The sequence below is a fragment of the Streptomyces sp. NPDC088730 genome (assembly GCF_044751215.1).
Taxonomy (GTDB): domain Bacteria; phylum Actinomycetota; class Actinomycetes; order Streptomycetales; family Streptomycetaceae; genus Streptomyces.
The window spans coordinates 368,788-390,054 of the sequence record NZ_JBIVLK010000005.1 but is presented as its reverse complement, the minus strand read 5'-3'; the positions used below and the strand labels follow the sequence as shown (position 1 = coordinate 390,054).

Below are 21,267 nucleotides of genomic sequence, written 5' to 3'. Positions count from 1 at the left end.
GTCCGTGCGGGGGAACCCTCCGGACGGCGGCGGCAGTTCGGCCCGGACCCGGAGAGCGGTCGCCTAGCTTCGCCCCATGATCAGAAACGCAGTCATCGCCTCCGCCGCCCTCTGCGCCTTCCTGGCCGGCGCTCCCCCGGCCGCCGGGGCCCCCGTCCCGTCCGACGACTGGCAGCGGATCGGCTCCGGCGTCCTGGGCGGGGTGAGCGGTATGGCGCTCGTCGAGGGCGCGCCGGTGGGCGAGGGCCTGGCCGACGCGGTCGCCGTACGGGACAACAGCGGGGACCACGAGAGCAGGGTGGCGGCGCTGCGGCTGCGGCCCGGCCGGGCGCCGGCCGTCACCGAACTCCCCTGGCTCGGCGTGCTCCCCGCGGACCTGGAGGCGCTCGACGCGGTGCCCGGCCGCGCCGGCCACTACATCGCTGTGACCGGCGGGGGCGACGCGTACCACATCGTCGTGGCGGACGGCTGGGTCACGGTCAGGGGCGGACCCGTCGCGCTGCCGGGCCGGCACGACGAGGACGGCTACGGGAGCTTCGCGCTGCACCGCGACGGTTCGGGCCGGACCTTCGCCGTGTGGGCGACGCGGGGCAGCGGCCCCCGCGAGGCCGTCGTGAGCGCCTCCTCGGTACGCGTCGGTACCCGCGGCCCGGAATTCGGCACGGTCACGGCCCGGCAGGTGTTCTCCGTACCGTTCCCGAACGAGGACGAGGTCCGGCACGTCAGCGATCTGAAGGTCCTGGCCGACGGCACCGTCATGGCGTCGTCGGCCTCGGATCCCGGTGCGGACGGCGGGCCGTTCGCCTCCGCCGTCTACGACGCCGGCCGGCTCACCGTGAACGCGGCCCATGACGCGGTGCTGCGTGTGAAGCCGAGGAACGACCTCGTACCGTTCGCCCTGTTCACCAAGCGGGACAACCGGAGGATCGAGGCCATCGCCTTCGCGCCGGGCAGACAGGCCGTGTGGGGCACCGACGACGAGAACGACGGAGGCTCCGTGAAGTTCGACGCCGTCGGGCGGTAACCGGCGGTCCGAGGACAGGCCCCGGGGGGCGCCGGACCGGCGGCGCCCCCTCACGGGATCACTCCGCCGCCCGCAGCGCTTCGGCGAGGATCGCCGCCCCCTCCTCCGCCTCCGGGATGGAGAGCGAGAGCGGCGGGGCGATCCGCAGCACGCTGGTGTTGTGGCCGCCGCCCTTCCCGATGAGCAGGCCGCCCGCGCGGGCCGCCTCCAGCACGGCCGTGGCCGCTTCGGGGTTCGCCTCGTCCGTGCCGGGCCTCACCAGCTCGACGCCGATCATCAGCCCCCGGCCGCGTACCTCCCGGACACACTCCGACCCCGCCGCGATCGCCCGCAGCCGCTCGATGAGCAGCCCGCCGACCCGGCGGGCGTTGCCCTGGAGATCGTGTTCGAGGAGGTACGAGAGGTTGGCGAGCCCGGCGGCCATGGTGACCGGTGAACCGCCGAACGTCGAGATGGAGTTGGCGTCCAGGCAGTTCATGACGTCGGCGCGGGCGATGACCCCTCCGATCGACATGCCGTTCCCGATGCCCTTGGCGAACGTGACGATGTCGGGCGGACCGTTCTCCGCGTGGGCCTGCCAGCCCCAGAAGTGCTCCCCGGTGCGCCCCCAGCCGGTCTGCACCTCGTCGGAGATCCACAGGATGCCGTGCCGGTCGAGGACTTCGCGGAACGCCGCGTACAGGCCGTCGGGCGGTGAGGTGAACCCGCCCACGCCTTGGATGGGCTCCGCGATCAGTGCGGCGGCGTCCCTGGTGTGGCCGAGCAGGTCCTCCAGGTCCGCCACGCAGGCCGCGATGAACTCCTCGTCGCTCAGGTGCGCGTACGGTCCGCGGCCGCGGACGCCCCCGTGCACGTACAGCGTCTGGAGCGGGGACAGGGCGGTGGGCGACCATGCGTGGTTGCCGGTGATGGAGACGGCGGAGAAGGACCGGCCGTGGTAGCTGTTGCGCATCGCGAGGATCTGGTTGGACCTGCGGTACGCGGTGGCCAGCAGCAGCGCCGTGTCATTGGCCTCGGTGCCCGAGGTGGTGAAGAAGACCCGGGCGTCCGGGATGCCGGAGAGGCTGACCACACGCTCGGCGAGCTCCACCATCGGCCGGTTCAGGTAGAGCGTGGAGGAGTGGATGATCCGCCCGGCCTGCTCGGTGACCGCCTTGGTGACCTCGGGCAGCGCGTGGGCGGTCATGGTCGTGAGGATGCCGCCGAAGAAGTCGAGGTAGCGGTTGCCGTCCGCGTCCCAGACGTGGCGGCCCTCGCCGTGGGTGATCTCCAGCGGATGCCGGTAGTAGAGAGCCAGCCACTCCGGGCTGACGGCGAGATGGCGGTGGTGCAGGCTGCTCACAGCTCGACCAGTCCCTCGTACGCGTCGGGGCGGCGGTCCCGGTAGAACGCCCACTGCCGGCGGACCTCGTCGATCAGCCCGAAGTCGAGGTCACGGACGAGCAGTTCCTCTTCCTTGTCGCTGGCCACGTCACCGACGAACTGACCCCGGGGGTCGACGAAGTAGCTCGTGCCGTAGAAGTCGTTGTCGCCGTACTCCTCCTGGCCGACGCGGTTGATCGCGGCGATGAAGTACTCGTTGGCGACGGCGGACGCCGGCTGCTCCAGCTGCCAGAGATAGCCGGACAGGCCGCGCGAGGTCGCGGACGGGTTGTACACCAGCTGGGCACCGTTCAGGCCGAGTTGGCGCCAGCCCTCGGGGAAGTGCCGGTCGTAGCAGATGTAGACGCCGACCTTGCCGACCGCGGTGTCGAAGACCGGCCAGCCGGCGTTGCCCGGCTTGAAGTAGTACTTCTCCCAGAACCCCTTGACCTGCGGGATGTGGTGCTTGCGGTACTTGCCGAGATACGAGCCGTCGGCGTCGATCACGGCGGCGGTGTTGTAGTAGAAACCGGACTGCTCGACCTCGAAGACCGGGACCACGATCACCATGCCGGTCTCCCTGGCCAGCTCCCGCATCCGCTGTACGGTCGGGCCCTCGGGCACCGCCTCGGCCCAGCGGTAGTGCTCGGGTTCCTGCACCTGGCAGAAGTAGGGGGCGTTGAACACCTCCTGGAAGCCGATGATCTTCGCGCCCTGCCGGGCTGCCTCGCGGGCATGTTCCTCATGTTTGGCGATCATGGATTCGGTGTCGCCGGTCCAGGTCGCCTGGACGAGTGCGGCGCGTACGACGTGGGACATGAGCTGCTCCTTCGACGCGGCGTCAGAGAGCCTCTTGGCAGTTTCTACGCCCGTAGACACAGGCGTAGAGGAGAACGTAAGCCCCGTCACACAGCGGGGCAAGACCATCGCCGTGAACCAGCGGAGTCGATCATGTTTCGCACCCGTGCGGTCCAGCCCGGGGGCGCGGGGCCCGGCACGGGTCGTGCGCACGGGCCGGACAGCCCTCAGCCGATCCCCGCGACCCGCAGCGCGTGGACGACGTCCCGCTCGCGCGCCTCCGACACCCCCCGGGCCGCCGCCAGCAGTCGCGGCACGAGGCGGCGCGGATCGCCCTCCGCGACCCTGGCCGCGTCCTGCGGGGTCCGGACCCGGACGAAGGCACCGAGCAGCGCCTGCGCCTGGGGGCCCCGGCCGGCCCGGTCGAGGGCGGTCACGGCGTCGGCGATCTCGGCGGCGGGCCGCGCCACGCCCTGGCGCAGCAGCCGGCCGCAGTCCTCGGACCTCCCCGCCTCCGACAGCGCGGCGGCCGCTGCCGCCAGTGCGGCCGGAGGCAGCGAGGAGACCTCCCACAGCAGGGTGGCCCAGTCCGCGTCGAGCCCCGCCCGCTGGAGCTCGGCCGCGAGCACCGGCAACCGGTCCGCCGGCCGGCCGGCCGCTTCGCAGAGCACCCCGTGTGCCTCCCCGCTGCGGCCCTGGGTCCGCAGCCGGAGCAGCGCCGCGACGGTGTCCCGGGCCGCCTTCCGCGCCTCGGGGTCCACAACGGCCTCGGCGGGGCCCTTCCGCACGCCGGGCGCGCCGCCGAACCGGGCGCCGCGCGGCACGGCGGCCGCCATCGGCGGCACGGGCAGAACGGGCACCACGGAGCCGGTGCTCTCCTCGTCCGCGTCCAGACCGGCGAACCGGGCACCGCGAGGCCTTCTGCGCACAGGCGCGGCGGGGGCGGGGCGGGAAGCGGGAGCGGGGACGGCAGCGGGAGCGGCCGGAGCGGCCAGCCCGGACGCGGGCACGTGGTCCCGAGCGGGTGCGGACGGAGCGGCCGGCCCGGACGCGGGGCCGGCGGGAGCGGACCGGTCGGCCGCAGCGGGGGCCGGGGCGGGCGGCGGCGGCTGGGTCTCGGGGGCGTCGTCCGCTACCGCCGCCAGCCGTCGGCGCAGCTCCGCACAACGGGCGGAGGCGCGTTCGTGGTCGTCGCGGGCCCAGGCCGACGCCTGGGCGTCCAGCTCGCCCGCCACCCCGCTCCCGTGGGCCGCACGCAGCCGCTGGGCGGCATGCGCCTGCTCCCGCAGCATCAGCTCCAGCCGCTCCACGAGCTGCTGCCGCCCGCCGGGGCGCCGGTCGTGGGCGGCGGCGGAGGTGGCGTGGAGCTCGGCAGCCCGCGCCGACTCCCGTCCGGCGAACACGTCGCCGCGTACCGTCGCGAGATCCACCAGGAGCGAATCCACCACATCCCAGGGCGGGATCTCGGCGCCCTCCAGACAGGCCCGCATCCCTTCCGGGTCACGTTCACGAAAGACGCCGTACCAGCCCCGGGCGGGGTCGAGCAGCCGCGTCAGATACCGCAGGTAGTGCGCGAACTCGCCCAGGGACACCGCATGTTGATGCACTGTCATTTCCGCCTTCGGCCGCCGTCGGCTGGAACCTTCCAGTCCGCAGGCATTCGACCGCAGGCGTGTTACGGGACGGCTACGCGCTCTTTTCGGAACCGGTGCGGACGCCGCGCGGCCCCGGCCGCGCGTGCCCCGCGAGTACGCCGGTACGCGCGGGCGCACGCGTCCGGTGTGTCAGAAGGTGATGGCGATCCCGGTGTGCGGCCGCTTGCCGAGCCGGAAGACCAGCGCCGGGTAGTCGAGCAGCCAGTACTTCCAGGTGTACTTGCGGCCGATGGCCTTGCGCACCGCGCTCATCTCCTCGGCGTCGACCAGCCGGCCGGTCCCCTCGGCACTCGGGGCGCCCTCCGCGATCCGGCCGCGTACGTCACAGACCGTGACGAGGACGCGGGGGTTCTTGCGCAGCCGCTTGACCTTCCACGAATCGGCCTTGGTCCAGATGAGCAGCTCGTCCCCGGCGACGGCCGCCCAGACCGGGGTGGCTACGGGAGTGCCGTCCTTCCGGTACGTGGTGAGGCTGACGTACTCACTGCGCGCGAAATCCTGGAGACTCATGGCGCAACCTTACGCACCTCGCGCCCCGGTCCGCCGCACGGCACGAAATCCCCAACAGCCCCCGGCCGCAGCCGGTTCGGCTAGCTCGCCAGCGGGACGACGGCCGGCTCGGGCGCGCAGCGCAGGAGCAGTTCGTCCATCGAGAGGCCGAGCGCCCCGGCCAGCGCGGCGACGGTGAAGAAGGCGGGGGTGGGGGCGCGGCCGGTCTCGATCTTGCGGAGCGTCTCGGCCGAGATTCCGGCGCTGCGGGCGATGTCGACCATGCTGCGGTGGCCGCGCGCCTCGCGGATCAGGCGGCCGAGCCGCTCGCCGCGCAGGTGCTCTTCCGGGGTCAGGGGTGTTCGAACCATGCCGTCATTCTAATACCGCCTGCACCGGTATAGTAATTGGAATGGTGCAACTCAAGACAGACACGTCCATCGAAGCCATGCGCGAGGCCGGCCGGGTCGTGGCACAGGTGCTGGCAGCCACCCGGGACGCGGCGGCGCCCGGCGTCTCCCTGCGCGAACTCGACGAGGTGGCCCGCGGCGTCCTGCGCGGGGCGGGAGCCGGCTCCCCCTTCCTGAACTACCGGCCGGACTTCGCCCCGGTCCCGTTCCCCGGCGTGATCTGCACGTCCGTCAACGACGCGGTCGTGCACGGGATCCCGACGGACCTGCGGCTGCGCGAGGGCGACCTGCTGAGCGTCGACGCGGGCGCGACGCTCGACGGCTGGGTCGGGGACTCGGCGATCAGCTTCACCGTCGGCCGCGCCCGGCCCGCGGACGCCCGGCTGATCGAGACGGCGTTCGCGGCGCTGGACGCGGGCATCGCGGCGGCCGTCGTCGGCAACCGGATCGGGGACATCGCGCACGCGATCGGCCGGGTCTGCCGCACGGCCGGCTACGGCATCCTGGAGGGGTTCGGCGGCCACGGCGTGGGCCGGTCCATGCACGAGGACCCGGGCGTCCCCAACGAGGGACGACCGGGCCGCGGGATGCCGTTGCGGCACGGCATGGTGCTGGCCATCGAACCGATGCTGCTCGGCGGCGGCCGGGACACCTTCCGCACCGACCCGGACGGCTGGACGCTGCGCACGTCCGACGGCAGCAGGGCCGCCCACGCCGAGCACACGGTGGCGATCACGGACGACGGCCCCAGGATCCTGACCGCGCCGTGAGGAACACCGAGGGATCGCCGCCGGGGGGGGGCGACCACCGGACGGCGTCCCGGTTGCCGGTGGCCTAGTTGTTCTGCAGGAACTCCTTCGCGAGCGCGTCCCCGGCGGTCACGGCGGCGCCATGGCTCTCGATCGGTGACACCTTCGAGTTCTTGAACAGGATGTACGTGACGCCGGACTCGGCACCGCCGGTCTCCGGATCGGGGTCGATTCCGAGGGCCTTCGCCGTGGCGTACGAGGCCTCACCGATGATCTTGTCGGGGCCGGTGTCACCGACGACGGCGTACTCCACCTTGCCGCCGTAGATGACGGCGACGACGCCACCGCCCTTGATCCCGGCACTGCTGTAGTTCCAGATGGAACTGCTGCTCGGCACGACGACGTACGGCAGCTTCTCTGCGCTCAGCGGCTTGTCGCCGGAGGTGTGGAACGCGGTGTCGTCCTGGAACCAGGGGTCGGTGTCCTCATTGCAGGCCGTGGTCACCTGCCCGTCGCAGTCGATGTCCATGTCGGCCTTCCAGAACACCGCGCCGTTCGCGCCGCAGACCGGCACTGTGGCCGAAGTCTCCTCGTCCGTGCGGTACTTGCCGTTCGAGATCTGCGAACAGGACGAGACCTTGGCCAGCAGGTCGGCCGCGCTGACGGAGCCCTCCTTGATGCCGGCGGGCGGCTTCTCCCCGGCCGGGGAGGCGCCGTCCGCGGTGGCCCCGGCAGCGTCGGAGCGGCCGTCGTGGGACAGCCGGGCGGTGTGGGCGACGGGCGCCAGGCGCACCGCGCCCGGGTGCGCGTTCCGCGCCGCCGCGGGCGCGGCGGAGGGGGTGGAGGAGGCGCCGGAGGCGGCCGGTGTCAGCGATCCGGCCGCGAGGAGAGCGGCGCCGGAGGCTGCGGCGAGGGCAAGCGTGTGCATACGCATGGTGGGGTGCCCTTCTATTAGGAAAGTTTCCTTACCGAGATGCCAAGATGCTCCTCCAGTCATGTCCACGTCAATACCCTGAAGGCCGGCCGCCGCGGCTCTCCCGCGGCCGGCCGGCCCCCTCCGGATGGTTGTTGACGAACCTTCAGTGCCGTCCGGCGGGCCTCACCACCATCGCGGAACCGCCGCCCCGGCGCTCCGTCTCCGCCGCCGCGAGCCAGCGCCCGTCCGGCAGCCGCTGCACGCCCGTCGCCGCTCCGATCTCCGGATTCGGCGTGAAGACGTGCCCGAGCGCTTCGAGCCGCGCCCGCACCGGACTGTTCCACAGCCCCGGTTCGAGCTCGGTCTTCGCGGCGTTGCGCTGACTGGCGCGGGGCGCCGCGATGGCGTCCACCAGGGGGAGCCCCCGGTCGACCTTGCCGATCAGCGACTGCAGCACGGTCGTGATGATCGTGGCGCCGCCCGGCGAGCCCAGAGCCAGCACGGGCTGTCCGTGCTTGAGCACGATGGTCGGGGAGATCGACGACCGGGGCCGCTTGCCCGGACCCGGCAGGTTCGGGTCGTGGACGGCCGGGTCGGCGGGCGCGAACGAGAAGTCCGTCAGCTCGTTGTTGAGCAGGAACCCGCGCCCCGGCACCGTCATCCCGCTGCCACCGGTCTGCTCGATCGTCAGGGTGTACGCGACGACGTTGCCCCACTTGTCGGCGGTCGTCAGGTGGGTGGTGTTCTCCCCCTCGTACGTCGTCGGCGCGGCCTTCCCGCCGGTGGCGCAGTCGGCCGGATGACGGGGGTCGCCCGGCGCGAGCGGGCTGGTCAGCACCGCGTCGTCCTTGATCAGGCACTCCCGCGAGTCGGCGAACCGCTGGCTCAGCAGCTCCTTCGCCGGCACGTCCTCGAACTTCGGGTCGCCCACCCAGCGCCCCCGGTCGGCGAACGCGATCCGGCTCGCCTCGATGTAGCGGTGCAGGTACTGCGCCTCGCTCGCCTTCGAGAGGTCGGTCGACTCAAGGATGTTCAGCGCCTCGCCCACCGTCGTACCACCGGAGGAGGACGGCGCCATGCCGTACACGTCGAGCCCCCGGTAGCCGGTCTTCGTCGGCGCCTGGCGCAGCGCCCGGTAGGAGCGCAGGTCCTTGGTGGTCAGATCGCCCGGCCGCACCACCCGGGACGAGCCGGGGTCGACGGGCGGATTGCGTACCGTCCGCACGACGTCCTCGGCCAGCTTGCCCCGGTAGATCTCGTCGAGCCCCTTGCGGCCGACCTCGTCATAGGTGCGGGCCAGGTCCGGGTTCTTGAACACCGAACCGACTACCGGCAGTTGGCCACCGGGCAGGAAGAGCTTCCGGGTCGCCGGGAAGTCCGCGAACCTGGCCTGATTGCCCTCCGTCTGGGACCGGAACGTGCTGTCCACGACGAAGCCGTCCCGGGCGAGGCGCTCGGCCGGCTTCAGCACCTGCCGGAGCGACTTGCTGCCCCAGGTGTCGAGGGCGGTCTCCCAGGTGGCCGGGGTGCCGGGCGTGCCGACGCCGAGTCCGCTGGTGACGGCGTCGGCGAAGGCGAGCGGCTTCCCGTTCTCCAGGAACAGCGAGGAGTCCGCGCTGCGCGGTGCGGTCTCCCGGCCGTCGATGGTCTGCACGGTCCGGGTCCTGGCGTCGTAGCGGACGAAGTAGCCGCCACCGCCCAGCCCCGCGGAGTAGGGCTCTGTCACCCCCAGCGCCGCCGCGGTCGCCACCGCCGCGTCCACCGCGTTGCCGCCCTTGCGGAGCACCTCGATACCGGCGGCGGTCGCGTCGGCGTCGACGCTGGAGACCGCTCCCCCGTATCCCACCGCGACGGGGGACTTGGCTGTCGGCGCGGCCGGTGGCGCGGATGAGGACGGCGCGGCCGCCCCGACCGACACCACTGCGGCGAGTACACCTAACAACGACACATTCCGCGCGACGGAACGTCGCATGCGCACCTCCAGTGCAGGATCGTCCGCGCAGGGTAGCGCTGCCCCGGCCGCCCCGTCAGGACCGCCTCGAACTTGAGGCCGAATGCCCGCCGACATGCCCGCCCCTGACTGACGGCTTACCCGGCCCGGCGCCGGGCGTGATAGCCCTCGGCCCCGTCGCCGCACCGACGCCGCCCCCGGCCCGCCCGGCGACCGCGTGCCGGCCCGGACCGCACCGGGAGCGGCCTCCCCGCGCCGTACCGCGCACTCGTGCCGCACTGGGTGCGGGGGTCCGTGCGCTGTTCCGCGCCGAGCGGCGCCCTCCCGTCGAAACGCACGCCGCGCGCTCGCTCGGTCAAGTGAATACGCAGGCCAGCGAGTTGCAGCTCATGTGACGTGGGCACATTCCAATCAGCGGTTCCCACCGTTGAGAGGGAGAGTGATGACGAGCAACGCAACCGAGGTCGGGCTGGCAAGCCTCCTCCGCGAAGCCCTTCACGCGACTGACACCATGGCACGCTGGACGGCCGACACGGACGAGATGTGGTGCCGTGTCGTGCCGTGGTCGGGGAGCCGGCGCGCCCAGGGCTGGAAGCTCCATGTGTCGGCGACGGTCGCCTCCGCGCCCGCCGTTCTCGCGAAGTCGCTGGACGTGCTGCTGCGCGAGGAGTCGGCGTTCAAGTTCGCCCGGTCGCTCGACCAGGTCAGTGCGCTCAACTCCCGTTCCACGCCGCGCGGAAGCTCGGGGAAGTTCATCACCGTCTACCCGCGTTCCGATGGCGACGCGGTCCGGCTCGCCCAGGAGTTGCACCGGGTCACGGCAGGGCTGACCGGGCCGCGCATCCTGTCGGACCGGCCGTACGTCGCGGAAAGCCTGGTCCACTACCGCTACGGCGCCTTCGCCGGCCGGCAGCGGCTGTCGGAGTCGGGGCTGCTGGTGTGGTGCATCGAGGACCCCGACGGAAACCCCGTGGAGGACGAGCGCACCGGCCACTATTCTCCCCCCTCCTGGGCGGCCTGCCCCTTCCCCGCCTCGGTGCCCGAGGCACCGCGCACGGCGGAAGCGGCGGGCAGACCGGTACTGCTCGGCGGCCGTTTCGCGGTACGCGAGGCGATCCGGCAGACCAACAAGGGCGGCGTCTACCGGGGGACCGATGCCGCCACCGGCGCCGCCGTGGTGATCAAGGAGACCCGGCCGCACGTCGAGGCCGACGCCTCCGGCCGCGATGTCCGCGACTGGCTGCGCGCCGAGGCCCGTGCGCTGGAGAGGCTCACGGGCACCGGGCTGGCGCCGGAGGCCCTGGCACTCTTCGAGCACGGCCGGCATCTGTTCCTGGCCCAGAGCGAAATCCCGGGGGTCCCCCTGCGTGTCTGGGTCGCCGAACACTTCCGTGATGCCGGGAGCGAGCGCTACCGCGTCGATGCCCTGGCCCAGGTGGCACGCCTGGTGGAGCTGGTCGAAGCGGCTCACGCCCACGGCTGCGTGCTGCGGGACTTCACCCCCGGCAACGTCATGGTCCGGCCCGACGGTGAGTTGCGCCTGATCGACCTCGAACTCGCCGTCGTCGCGGACGGTTCCCCGCTGCCCACCCGGGTCGGAACCCCCGGTTTCAGCGCTCCCGAACGCCTGGCCGACGCCCCCGTCTCCACGACGGCCGACTACTACAGCCTCGGGGCCACCATCTGCTTCGTCCTGGCCGGGAAGGTGCCGAACCTGCTGCCGGAGGAGCCTGCCGCCAGACCCGACCAGGAGCGGCTCGCCGGATGGCTGACCGCCTGCGCCGAATCCCTTCAACTGCCCGACTGCCTGGTGGACATGGTCCTCGGCCTGATGCGGGACGTGCCCGCCGAACGCTGGAATCCGGCCCTGGCGCGCGAGGCACTCCAGCAGGCCGGCGCCCCGGCCCGCCCCGGGCCCCACGCGGCGGCCCGCACGACGCGTACCGCGCTCAACCCCCTCACCGACTCCCCGCAGGACACGGTGACCGGGCTCGTGGACCACCTCGTCGACTCGATGACCGCGGCGGACGAACGGCGGCTCTGGCCGGTGTCCACCAAGGCCGGGGAGACCGACCCCTGCACCGTTCAGCAGGGCGCGGCCGGTGTCCTGGCCGTCCTGACCCGGTACTGCGAACACGTCAACGACCCCCGTATCCCCCCGCTGCTCGCCACCGCGGGCCGCTGGATCGCGGACCGCACCGACACCCGCTCCACCCGCCCCGGCCTGCACTTCGGCGGCCGTGGCACCGCCTGGGCGCTGTACGACGCCGGACGGGCCATTGACGACCAGGCCCTCGTCGACCACGCGCTGGCCATGGCGCTGGCCCCGCAGGAGTCCACACTCCACCACGACATCACCCATGGCACCGCGGGCAGTGGCATGGCCGCCCTCCACTTCTGGCACCGCAGCGGGGACCCGCGCTTCGCCGAGATGGCCGTGGACGCGGCCGACCGGCTGGTCCGCGCGGCACGACGCGAGCCGTCCGGGGTGAGCTGGGCGATCCCTGCCGAGGCCCTCTCCGGAGAGGGCGGCAAGCGCTATCTCGGCTTCGCCCACGGCTCGGCCGGCATCGGCTGCTTCCTCCTCTCCGCCGCGCTCGTCTCCCGGCGCCCCGAGCACATGGACCTGGCCGTGGAGGTCGGTGAGCACCTGGCGGCCAACGCCGTCCTCGTCGGCCGGGCGGCCCAGTGGCCCGCCCAGGCCGAGGACCTGCCCACGGCCCCGTACTGGTGCCACGGCGCGGCGGGCATCGGTGCCTTCCTCGTCCGCCTGTGGCAGGTCACCGGGGACCAGAGGTTCGGTGACCTCGCCCGGCGCAGCGCCTGGTCCGTGATGGAACGCGCCTCCCGCGCGCCTCTCAGCCAGTGCCACGGGCTGGCGGGCAACGGTGACTTCCTGCTCGACATGGCCGTCGCCACGGGCGACCCCGACTACCGCGCGAAGGCCGAGGAGCTGGCCCGCCTGATCGCCGCGGAGGGAGCCCGTCGCCAGGGCCACGTGGTCTTCCCCAACGAGTACGGGGACGTCTCGACCAGTTGGAGCGACGGATCCGCCGGGACCCTGGCGTTCCTCCTGCGGATCCACCACACAGACCTCCGGCACTGGATGGTCCAGTTGCCGGACTGAGCGGCAGGAAGTCTGCCGCGACCCCTCAGAGAAGAAGGAGAATCCCATGGACATCCAGGACCTCGAACTGCTGGCCCACCTCCACGCCCTTCCCGAGACGGACCCGGTCGGCGTCGACGGAGCGTCGTTCTCCGGGACGTGTGAGTGCGTCGGTCTGCTGACCGTGCTGAACACGGTGTGTATCGGCATCAGCTGCGCCTAGGCGTGGTAGCACCACCCGGCCGGCGGCTGTCCCGGGACAGCCGCCGGCCGGATCAGCGTCTGGATCATGCCGGGTTCGCGGGGGTCGAGACGGAAAGCCCTAGAGGAGGACCGGACCACATGCAGCTTCACGCCGGTGACGACGACCTCTCCCGAGCAGCCCGCATGACGACCGCCCGCACCGGTCCGGAGGTCAGGCACCTCACTCCGGTACCGGGCCCCGGGCGCGGGTATGCGATCAGGACGCGCGGTCTGGCCAAGAGCTACCCCGGCCCGGACGGCACCACCACCCACGCCGTGCGCGCACTGGACCTGGATGTGGAGGAAGGGGAGACCTTCGCCTTCCTCGGTCCCAACGGCGCCGGGAAGTCCACCACGATCGCCATGCTGTGCGCCCTGACCCGTCCCACCGCCGGTGATGCCACGGTGGCCGGCGCCGATGTGCGAACCCAGGCCCATGAGCTACGGCGACAGGTCGGCATGCTCTTCCAGCACAGCGCTCTGGACCCCGACCTGACGGCCGAGCAGAACCTGCGCATCCACGCACGGCTCTACGGGCTGAGACGCGATGTCGCCCGCCGCCGCGTCACCGACGTACTCGCGACGGCCGGACTGGCCGACCGGCGCCGCTCCCCCGTGAGCACCCTGTCCGGCGGTATGCGGCGTCGGCTGGAGATCTCCCGTCAACTGCTGCACGCACCCGCCGTGCTGTTCCTGGACGAGCCGACCACCGGGCTCGACCCGCACGCCCGTGCGCAGATCTGGGAGCATCTGCTCGCCCTGCGGGAGCGGCACGGCAGCACGCTCTTCGTCACCACGCACTACCTCGAAGAGGCGGAGAACTGCGATCGCATCGCCATCATCGACCACGGCGAACTGGTGGCGCAGGGCTCTCCGCTCGCGCTGAAGGTCGCGATCGGGGACGACCGGGTCGTGCTGCGCACCAGTGCGGACTCCACGGCGCACCGGATCGTCCGCCGGAGCGCGCCGCCGGGACACTCCGTCACACTGGACGCGGACGGCGTCTGCCTCCGGGTCCCCGAGGGCAGCTCCTGGATTCCCCGGCTGTGCGCGGAGTTGGCGGGCCACGGCATCTCCGTGCACGCCGCGTCGGCGACCCCGCCCACGCTCGACGACGTCTTCTTCCACCACACCGGCCGCAGCATCCACACCACGAGCCCCGGCCAGGCGTCCGGCGTTCCCGGCCCGTCCGGAGCGGCGGCGGAATCCGGCGGTGGCCGATGACCACGCTCCCGCTCCGCCCCTCCGCGGCCGCCCCGGTCAGCGAACGGGCGAGCCGCTCTCGGCACGAACTCCGCGCGGTCCACGGCCTGGTCTACCGCGATCTGCTCCGGCTGACCGGCCAGCGCGCCCACGTCGCGCTGATGCTGCTCCACCCGGTGCTGTACCTCCTCGTCCTCGGAGGCGGGCTGAACACCCTCATCCCCACCACGTCCCTGGGCGTCGGCTATCAGACCTACCTCTTCCCCGGCATGCTGATGATGACGGTGCAGACACCGGCCATCATGGTCGGCATCCGCCTGATCATGGACCGCCAGAGCGGCTACCTCCGCGAACTCCTGATGGCCCCGGTCCGCCGCTCGACCCTGCTCCTGGGCAACTGTGCGGGTGGGACGCTGGTCGCCACGGTCCAGGGAGCCGTACTGCTCGGGCTGGCCGGCCTGGTCGGCCTGCCCTACGACCCGCTCCTGCTGGTGCTGCTCCTCAGCGGCATGGTCCTGATCTCGTTCACCATCACCTCGCTCGCCCTGGCCATGGCCGTGAGCCTGCGCAGGGCCGAGACGTTCCACACGCTGCTCGGAGTGGTGATGACGCCGCTCCTGTTCCTGTCCGGCGGATTCTTCCCGCTCCAGACCCTGCCCTCGTGGGCCCACACCCTGGCCGCCGCCAATCCGCTGGCCTACGGAGTGGACCTGCTCCGCCGCTGCATCGCCCTGCGGGCGCCGGACCGGGCAGCCGTCGGAGGGATCGACTGGGCCGGCCGGCAGCCCTCTCTCCTGCTCGAAGCCGTCCTGCTGCTGGCCTGCGGTGCGGGGGCTCTGCTGTGGGCCGGCCGCCGCTTCAACCGCCTGGAGTAGCCCCGTGGTCCCGGATCGGCCCCGGCCGCGGCCACCTCGCCCGCACCCACCGGGCCGGTGGCGGGACTCAGCCCCGGCGCAGCCGGCTCCGGGCGGCCGCCAGCGCGGCACTGACCTCGGTCAGCCGCAGCGGACGCGCCAGCAGCGCCACCACCAGGAGGAGCACAGCCATCCCGGTGCCCGCCGCGCCGAAGTCCCCGAGCCCGGACCCTGCCGTGTCCACGGTGCGGGCCGCCGCGTACGCCAGCAGCCCCGTCGGCACGCAGGCGGCCACCAGCCGCGCGTGCGCCCGCACTCCGGGCGAGCGCCAGAGCGAGGGCCGCTCCGCTCCGCTTCCGGAGACCCTGCGGTGCAGTACGTACGCCGTGACGGCGAAACCGGCGAACAGCGCGACGGAGTACGCCCCGGCCATCCCGGTGACCGCCCAGCGCGCGGGGAGCAGCAGGTAGGCGGCGACCGCGAGGCCGGCGTTGAGCGCCGCGACGACCAGGTTCAGGAGGAACGGGGTCCGGGTGTCGCTCATCGCGTAGAAGCCGCGGGAGAGCACGTACTGCCCGGAGTAGGCGATGAGCCCCGGTGCGAAGGCCGCCATCATGCCCGCCATCACGGTGATGTCGGCCGGGCCCGTCTGTCCGTAGCCGAACACCGCCCCCATCACCCACGGCGCGAGCGCGAGGAGCGCGGCGGCGGCCGGGACCACCACGGCGGCCGAGGTCCGCAGCGCGTACGAGACGTCCCGCCGCACTCCGGCCAGATCTCCCCCGGCCGCCGCCCGGCTCATCCTCGGCATCAGCGCCGTGACGAGACTGACGGTCACGATGCCCTGCGGCACCACCCAGAGCTGGAAGGCGTAGCTGTACGCGGTGTACCCCGCCCCGCCGGCCACGCCCTGGTCCGCCGCGTGCTGGCCGGTCGCGGTGGAGAGCCGGGTCACCACCCAATAGGCGGCCTGGTTGGTCAGTACCAGCATGACGAGCCAGCCCGCCGCGCGCAGCGGCCGGGTGAGACCGCTGCCGCGCCAGTCGAACCGCGGCCGCCAGCGGAACCGCGCGGCGCGCAGGGCGGGAACGAGTGCCACGGTCTGCACGGCGATCCCGGCCGTGGTCCCCCAGCCGAGCAGCTGGGCCTGCGCGGAGGTGAGGCTGCCGTCCGAGTCCGCCGCGGTCCAGAGGTAGAGCCCGAACACGGCGATGATCACGACGTTGTTGAGTACCGGGGTCCACATCATCGCCCCGAACCTGTCGCGGGCGTTGAGCACCTGTCCCAGGAGGGTGAAGAGCCCGTAGAAGAGGATCTGGGGCAGGCAGTACCGGGCCAGCGCGATGGTGAGTTCGGCCTGGTCTCCGTCGTAGGTGGGCGCGTACAGGGAGATGATCAGCGGGGCGCCGGCGACGGTGAGCGCGGTGAGGGCGAGGAGCCCGGCCGTGCAGAGCGTGAGGAGCCGGTCGGTGTAGGCGGCCCCGCCGTCGCTGTGCTCCTTGGCGACGCGGACGAGTTCGGGGACGAAGACGGCGTTCAGGGCGCCGCCGATCAGCAGCATGTAGAGGATGTTGGGCAGGGTGTTGGCGACCGTGTAGCCGTCGGCCCGCAGTCCGGTGCCGAGCGCGGCGACGACGACCGCCGAGCGTATGAATCCGGTGGCCCGTGAGACGACGGAGCCGGCGGCCATGACGGCGCCGCTGCGCAGCACCGTGCGGGATTCCGGCTGCTCGGGCTCCACCGCGACGGCCCCGGTGGTCGGGTCCGCGGCCGTCACCGGCGCACCGGGCGGGCCCGGTCCCTCCGGGACGGGGTGGTGTTGCCGTCTGCTCCGCGCACCGATGTCTCCCACTCTCCGAGGGTCTCCACGGCCTCCTCGCCGGTGCCGGCTCGCGGCGCGGCGGAGCGAGGGGGCGGTCGTCGGGATCGAAGGGGGGACGATACCGGACGCGGAGAGGGCGTTCTCACGGCGGTGTGCGCCGGGGTGCCGTGGGCCGCCGGGGGCGTCACGGCGGACGCCGGGCCGGCCGTTCCCCGTGGGCCCGGAGTGGTTCTCCGGCTCCCACGGCGACCCGGCCGGTCACCGACGTGCCCCGATGGCCGACACCGTCGGCCCGTTGCGCACCGAGCACAACCCGGCCGGCTCACAGCTGACCTTCCCCTCGCCGGTGCGGACCGTCATGCGGTCCGTGCCGTTGCACGAGAAGTGATCACCGGCTGCTACCGGGCGGGCACCGCTCCCGGGCACCGCCTCACGGCAGTTCCCGGCTACTGCGCTCCCGGCTGGAGCGTTCCTGGTTGGGCGGGTGCGACGTCCACCGCCTCCGTCTTCGGATTGCGCCGCTGCCGCTTCGCCACCCAGGTCGCGAACCAGGAGAGCAGCATGCACATCCCGATGTAGATCGGCGAGATCACCATCACCACGGGGATGAAGGGAAGATCGTAGTCGAGGTTGGAGGCGATGAGCTTCCCGGCATGCAGGAATTCCTCGTAAGTGATCAGATAGCCGAGCGAGGTGTCCTTCAGTGCCACCACCAGCTGGCTGATGATGGTGGGCAGCATCGCGCGCACCGCCTGCGGGGCCAGCACGAAGGTCGTGACCTGGGTCTTGCGCATGCCCAGCGCGAACGCCGCCTCGTGCTGGCCGCGTTCCACCGAGTTGATGCCGGAGCGGAACACCTCGGCGAGCACCGAGCCGTTGTACAGGGTCAGCCCGGCGACCAGTGCCGGCAGCGGCTGTACCTTCAGCGCGACGAAGATGAAGAAGATCATCACCAGTACGGGCATGGCGCGGAAGAACTCGACGAGGACGGTGGCCACCCAGCGCACCGGCCGGTGGTCGGAGAGCCGCCCGACGGCCAGGACGGCCCCGAGGGCCAGCGAGAGCACCGCGGCGTACGCGAACGCCTTGAGGGTGTTGCCGAGGCCGCGCAGCAGCAGCTCCTGGATGCCCTTGTACTCGAAGGGCGACCACTTGGCGCTGGTGAACTGGTCGGTGTCGAAGAGCAGATAGACGACCCAGCCGACGAGGGCGAGGATCAGCACCGTCGAGACGACTCCGTAGACGAGGTGCCGTCGGCGGGTCAGCGGTCCGGGGATGTCGTAGAGCGCGGTGGCGGAGGGCGCGGAGTGGCTGGTCATCGGGCGACTCCCCAGCGCTTCTCCATCACGTTGAAGACCGCGCTGATGGACAACGTGATGATCAGGTAGCCGACGGCGATCCAGACGAAGGTCCAGATGATGCTGTATCCCAGTTCGTTGAGGGTCTTGTAGGTGCCGAGCAGCTCGGTGACGCTGAACGCCCCGGCGATCGCGGAGTTCTTGGCCAGTGCGATGAGGGTCGAGCCGATCGGCGGGATCACCGAGCGGAACGCCTGCGGGAGCACCACGGTGCCGAGTGTCTGCCCGAATGTCATGCCGAGGCTGCGCGCGGCCTCGCCCTGGCCCGTGGGCACGGTGTTGATGCCGGAGCGCAGCACCTCGCAGATGAAGGCGGAGGTGTAGCAGCCGAGGGCGATGACCGCGAAGACCTTGAACGGCAGTACCAGGCCGAAGCGTGGCAGGCCGAGCAGTACGGCGAAGAAGAGCAGGGTGAGCGGGGTGTTGCGCAGCACCGCGACCCAGACCGTGCCGATCACCCGGAACGAGCCGACCGGTGCCACCCGGCAGGAGGCCATCACGAAGCCGAGGACCATCGCCAGGACCGAGGCGTAGACGGTGAGTTCGAGGGTTCCGAGGAAGCCCTTGCCGTAGAGCGAGAAGTTCTCGGTGAGTACGTCCATGGTTCTGGTCGTCCTCTCAGGTCGCCGGGTAGCGGTCGATGGGCGGCGGCTTCGGCGCGGGCGCCCCGGAGAGACCGAGCGTGGCCTCGTAGGCCTTCTTCCAGTTGCCGTTCTTCTCGTTGGCCTCCAGCGCGTTGTTCAGCGCGGCCCGCAGGGCGTTGTCGCCGCGCGGAACGCCGATGCCGTACGGCTCCTTGGAGAAGGGCTTGCCGACGACCTTCATCTCGTCGGGCGCCTTGGCGGCGAAGCCGAGCAGGATCGCGTCATCGGTGGTGACGACGTCGACCTGGTAGGTCAGCAGGTTGTCGACGCAGATGGAGTACGTGTCGTACGAGACCAGGTCGGCCTTCGGGTAGTCGGCGGCGATGCGCTGGTACGGGGTCGAACCCGCCGCGGAGCAGACCGTCTTGCCCGCCAGGTCCTGCGGGCCGTGGATGTCGTTCTCGTCCGTACGGACCAGCAGCCCCTGTCCGGCCATGTAGTAGGGGCCTGCGAATCCGACGAGCTTCTTGCGCATGTCGTTGATCGTGTAGGTGCCGACGTAGTAGTCGATCTGCCCGTTCTGCAGGGCCGTCTCGCGGTTGGCGGAGGCGATCGTCTTGAACCGGATGGTCTTCGGGTCGAAGCCGAGCGAGGCCGCCATCATCCGGGCGATCTCGATGTCGAAGCCGGAGTAGGCCCCGGTGGCGGGGTCCTTCTCGCCCAGGTAGGGCTGGTCCTCCTTGGCGCCCACCCGCAGGTATCCGCGTTTCTTCGCCTGCGTCCAGGTCCTGGATTCGGGCAGCCGGAAGCCGGTGTCGACCCGGTACACGGGCAGCGCCCCGGCCTTCGGCCCCTTCACCGGCGGGCTGCCGTCCTTGCCGCAGCCGGCCGCGAAGAGGGCCAGCAGCAGGACGGCACAGACGGCCAGTACTTTTCTCGTACGCAACACAGGGCCTCCCGTCAGTGCTTGAGGATCTTGGACAGGAAGTCCTTGGCGCGGTCGCTCTCGGGTGCGGTGAAGAAGTCCTCGGGGACCCGGTCCTCGACGATGCGGCCGTCGGCCATGAAGACGACCCGGTTGGCGGCGGACCGGGCGAACCCCATCTCGTGCGTGACGACGACCATCGTCATGCCCTCCCGGGCGAGCTGCTGCATCACTTCCAGCACCTCGTTGATCATCTCCGGGTCGAGCGCCGAGGTGGGCTCGTCGAAGAGGAGCGCCTTCGGGTCCATGGCGAGGGCGCGGGCGATGGCCACCCGCTGCTGCTGGCCGCCGGAGAGCTGGGCCGGGAACTTGTCGGCCTGCGAGGCGAGCCCCACCCGGTCCAGCAGTTCCCGGGAGCGCTGGTCGGCCTCGTCCTTCTTCCGCTTGCGGACCTTGAGCTGGGCGAGCGAGACGTTCGCCAGTACGGTCTTGTGTGCGAACAGGTTGAACGACTGGAAGACCATTCCGACTTCGGCCCTCAGCTCGGCAAGCCCCCTGCCTTCCTCCGGAAGGGGTCTGCCGTCGAGCGTGATGTGGCCCGACTCGATCGTTTCGAGCCGGTTGATCGTCCGGCAGAGCGTTGACTTGCCGGAGCCCGAGGGGCCGATGACCACCACCACCTCTCCGCGGCCGACGGTGAGATTGATGTCCCGCAGTACGTGCAACTTTCCGTAGAACTTATTGACGTCACGCAGCTCGATCAACGGATCGACGGCCATACGCTGCCCTACCCACTTGTCGCTTGGTCCAGGTCAGCGCAAACTATCCATCGCGGCAAGGGACTTCATGCCCGACACGCGTAAATGGGGCATAAGGCTTTTTATCTAGCCGGGCAGCGGAACGGTCCGGGAACCGGCTCGGGGAACGGCTCGGGAAGCGTTCCGATCCGGAGGCCGGACGCCTCAGCCCTCTGCCGACTCCGAGTAGATCTGGGACAGCTCAGGGCTGCCGGACATCGCCCAGCCCAGACCGGCCTCGACCACGTCGATCTCACGCCCGGACGCGAGCCGCACCACGGGCTGACCGCTCGGCCAGATGTGCCAGTGCGCGCCCGGAACGTTGCGCACCAGCACCGTGCCGAGGTAGAGCCCCGCGTCGTTGCCCAGCCAGGGCAGCTCCTCCGGATCGTCGCGCCAGCGCGGCGGAAGCTGGTCCAGCGCCGCCAACGAGACCGGGCTGTCGTCGAGTTCGAGCCCGCGCTCCCCCGCCCGGACGCGGAGCAGGTCACATTCGGCGAGCAGCTGGGCCACGCCTTCCGGATCGGCGTCGACGGCGGCGGCGAGCCCCGCCTCCGGCGTACCGTCGTGACGCTTACGCCAGTTGTCCAAGAAAGGGATGTTCATACCGCTCAGGGTCGCATCCCGGCCCGCGTCCGCACCACAGGACGCGCAGCCTGCCGTTCGAGCGCTGACCACCTGATGTACCTCGTGATTTCACCCGGACACACCGCGGGACGCCGGGAGACCCCGTCCAGGCCGTGGTCCGTTCCCCCGCGTCCGGCCCGGTGAAAGCGGTGGCGACGGCTCACCCCCGACTGGTACTTTCGCCCCATGCGCAGCCCCGAGTCCGACAGAACCTAGCCACCGGTCCGCGGTGGCCTCCGGACCGGACCTGTGGGTTTCCGGTCGCATACGGCTGCCGTCCCGGACCCATGCGGTTGCGGGCCGCCTCTCTGCCTGAGCACCGGGGTGCTGATCCCCCGGCAGCCACGGCTCCGCCGACGTGCCGTTCCACGGCCACGATCGCGCCGACCGTTCC

The 21,267-nt window shown here is 71.7% G+C and carries 19 protein-coding genes; 6 read left to right on the top strand and 13 right to left on the bottom strand.

Features of this window, described 5'->3' with window-relative positions; genetic code table 11:
• Positions 1–76 precede the first annotated feature (76 nt).
• A complete protein-coding gene (locus tag ACIP89_RS19195; protein WP_402115820.1) occupies positions 77–1,024 on the top strand; it encodes a hypothetical protein in 948 nt (315 codons plus the stop codon).
• A 58-nt stretch (positions 1,025–1,082) separates the two neighbouring features.
• Here the strand turns inward: ACIP89_RS19195 and ACIP89_RS19190 are convergent, their stop codons facing one another.
• The 5 genes from ACIP89_RS19190 to ACIP89_RS19170 form a co-directional block, all read right to left on the bottom strand.
• The gene (locus ACIP89_RS19190) at positions 1,083–2,366 is read right to left on the bottom strand and encodes an aspartate aminotransferase family protein (protein ID WP_401929929.1); all 1,284 of its coding nucleotides are present in this window, start codon (positions 2,364–2,366) and stop codon (positions 1,083–1,085) included.
• Complete coding sequence (locus ACIP89_RS19185) at positions 2,363–3,205, bottom strand: nitrilase-related carbon-nitrogen hydrolase (RefSeq protein ID WP_402115818.1); 843 nt, start codon at positions 3,203–3,205, stop codon at positions 2,363–2,365. The genes ACIP89_RS19190 and ACIP89_RS19185 overlap by 4 nt, the downstream gene beginning before the upstream one ends.
• 206 nt (positions 3,206–3,411) lie before the next feature.
• Positions 3,412–4,797: a hypothetical protein gene (locus tag ACIP89_RS19180; RefSeq protein ID WP_402115816.1), complete on the bottom strand. Its 1,386-nt coding sequence runs from the start codon at positions 4,795–4,797 to the stop codon at positions 3,412–3,414.
• Positions 4,798–4,968: 171 nt separating this feature from the next.
• Positions 4,969–5,349, bottom strand: coding sequence for a PPOX class F420-dependent oxidoreductase (locus ACIP89_RS19175; protein WP_401929935.1), 381 nt, complete (start codon positions 5,347–5,349; stop codon positions 4,969–4,971).
• A gap of 80 nt (positions 5,350–5,429) precedes the next feature.
• Positions 5,430–5,699 (bottom strand): helix-turn-helix domain-containing protein, encoded by a 270-nt coding sequence (locus ACIP89_RS19170; RefSeq protein WP_401934005.1) that lies wholly within the window; start codon positions 5,697–5,699, stop codon positions 5,430–5,432.
• A 41-nt stretch (positions 5,700–5,740) separates the two neighbouring features.
• Here ACIP89_RS19170 and map point away from each other — a divergent pair, with 41 nt between their 5' ends.
• The gene (gene map, locus ACIP89_RS19165) at positions 5,741–6,508 is read left to right on the top strand and encodes a type I methionyl aminopeptidase (protein WP_401929939.1); all 768 of its coding nucleotides are present in this window, start codon (positions 5,741–5,743) and stop codon (positions 6,506–6,508) included.
• Positions 6,509–6,572: 64 nt separating this feature from the next.
• On the opposite strand, the gene ACIP89_RS19160 is transcribed toward map, so the two are convergent.
• Together ACIP89_RS19160 and ggt are read right to left on the bottom strand one after the other, a co-directional pair.
• Entirely contained in the window at positions 6,573–7,415 is an 843-nt protein-coding gene (locus ACIP89_RS19160) for a glycoside hydrolase family 75 protein (protein WP_402115815.1), read from the bottom strand.
• A 151-nt stretch (positions 7,416–7,566) separates the two neighbouring features.
• On the bottom strand, positions 7,567–9,375 hold the full coding sequence (ggt, locus tag ACIP89_RS19155; RefSeq protein WP_401929943.1) for a gamma-glutamyltransferase: 1,809 nt from the start codon (positions 9,373–9,375) through the stop codon (positions 7,567–7,569).
• A gap of 421 nt (positions 9,376–9,796) precedes the next feature.
• Between ggt and lanL the strand changes: the two genes are divergently transcribed.
• The 4 genes from lanL (at position 9,797) to ACIP89_RS19135 (ending at position 14,781) form a co-directional block, all read left to right on the top strand.
• Positions 9,797–12,481, top strand: a complete 2,685-nt coding sequence (gene lanL, locus ACIP89_RS19150; RefSeq protein ID WP_402115814.1) for a class IV lanthionine synthetase LanL — start codon at positions 9,797–9,799, stop codon at positions 12,479–12,481.
• Between the two features lie 46 nt (positions 12,482–12,527).
• Entirely contained in the window at positions 12,528–12,683 is a 156-nt protein-coding gene (locus ACIP89_RS19145) for a VenA family class IV lanthipeptide (RefSeq protein ID WP_199884376.1), read from the top strand.
• 119 nt (positions 12,684–12,802) lie between these two features.
• Positions 12,803–13,927, top strand: a complete 1,125-nt coding sequence (locus tag ACIP89_RS19140; RefSeq protein WP_402115812.1) for an ATP-binding cassette domain-containing protein — start codon at positions 12,803–12,805, stop codon at positions 13,925–13,927.
• On the top strand, positions 13,924–14,781 hold the full coding sequence (locus ACIP89_RS19135; protein WP_401929950.1) for an ABC transporter permease: 858 nt from the start codon (positions 13,924–13,926) through the stop codon (positions 14,779–14,781). Before ACIP89_RS19140 ends, ACIP89_RS19135 begins: the two co-directional genes overlap by 4 nt.
• Before the next feature lie 67 nt (positions 14,782–14,848).
• Here the strand turns inward: ACIP89_RS19135 and murJ are convergent, their stop codons facing one another.
• From murJ to ACIP89_RS19105, 6 genes are all read right to left on the bottom strand, one after another.
• Positions 14,849–16,537 (bottom strand): murein biosynthesis integral membrane protein MurJ, encoded by a 1,689-nt coding sequence (murJ, locus tag ACIP89_RS19130; RefSeq protein ID WP_402115810.1) that lies wholly within the window; start codon positions 16,535–16,537, stop codon positions 14,849–14,851.
• A gap of 491 nt (positions 16,538–17,028) precedes the next feature.
• Complete coding sequence (locus ACIP89_RS19125; protein WP_401929954.1) at positions 17,029–17,901, bottom strand: amino acid ABC transporter permease; 873 nt, start codon at positions 17,899–17,901, stop codon at positions 17,029–17,031.
• Positions 17,898–18,542 carry an amino acid ABC transporter permease gene (locus tag ACIP89_RS19120; RefSeq protein WP_401929955.1) on the bottom strand — a complete coding sequence of 215 codons (645 nt, stop codon included), beginning with the start codon at positions 18,540–18,542 and terminating at the stop codon, positions 17,898–17,900. Before ACIP89_RS19120 ends, ACIP89_RS19125 begins: the two co-directional genes overlap by 4 nt.
• 16 nt (positions 18,543–18,558) lie before the next feature.
• Positions 18,559–19,470, bottom strand: coding sequence for a glutamate ABC transporter substrate-binding protein (locus tag ACIP89_RS19115; RefSeq protein ID WP_401930217.1), 912 nt, complete (start codon positions 19,468–19,470; stop codon positions 18,559–18,561).
• A gap of 14 nt (positions 19,471–19,484) precedes the next feature.
• A complete protein-coding gene (locus ACIP89_RS19110) occupies positions 19,485–20,228 on the bottom strand; it encodes an amino acid ABC transporter ATP-binding protein (RefSeq protein WP_401929957.1) in 744 nt (247 codons plus the stop codon).
• Positions 20,229–20,411: 183 nt separating this feature from the next.
• A complete protein-coding gene (locus ACIP89_RS19105; RefSeq protein WP_024492443.1) occupies positions 20,412–20,852 on the bottom strand; it encodes a DUF6278 family protein in 441 nt (146 codons plus the stop codon).
• Between the last annotated feature and the right edge of the window lie 415 nt (positions 20,853–21,267).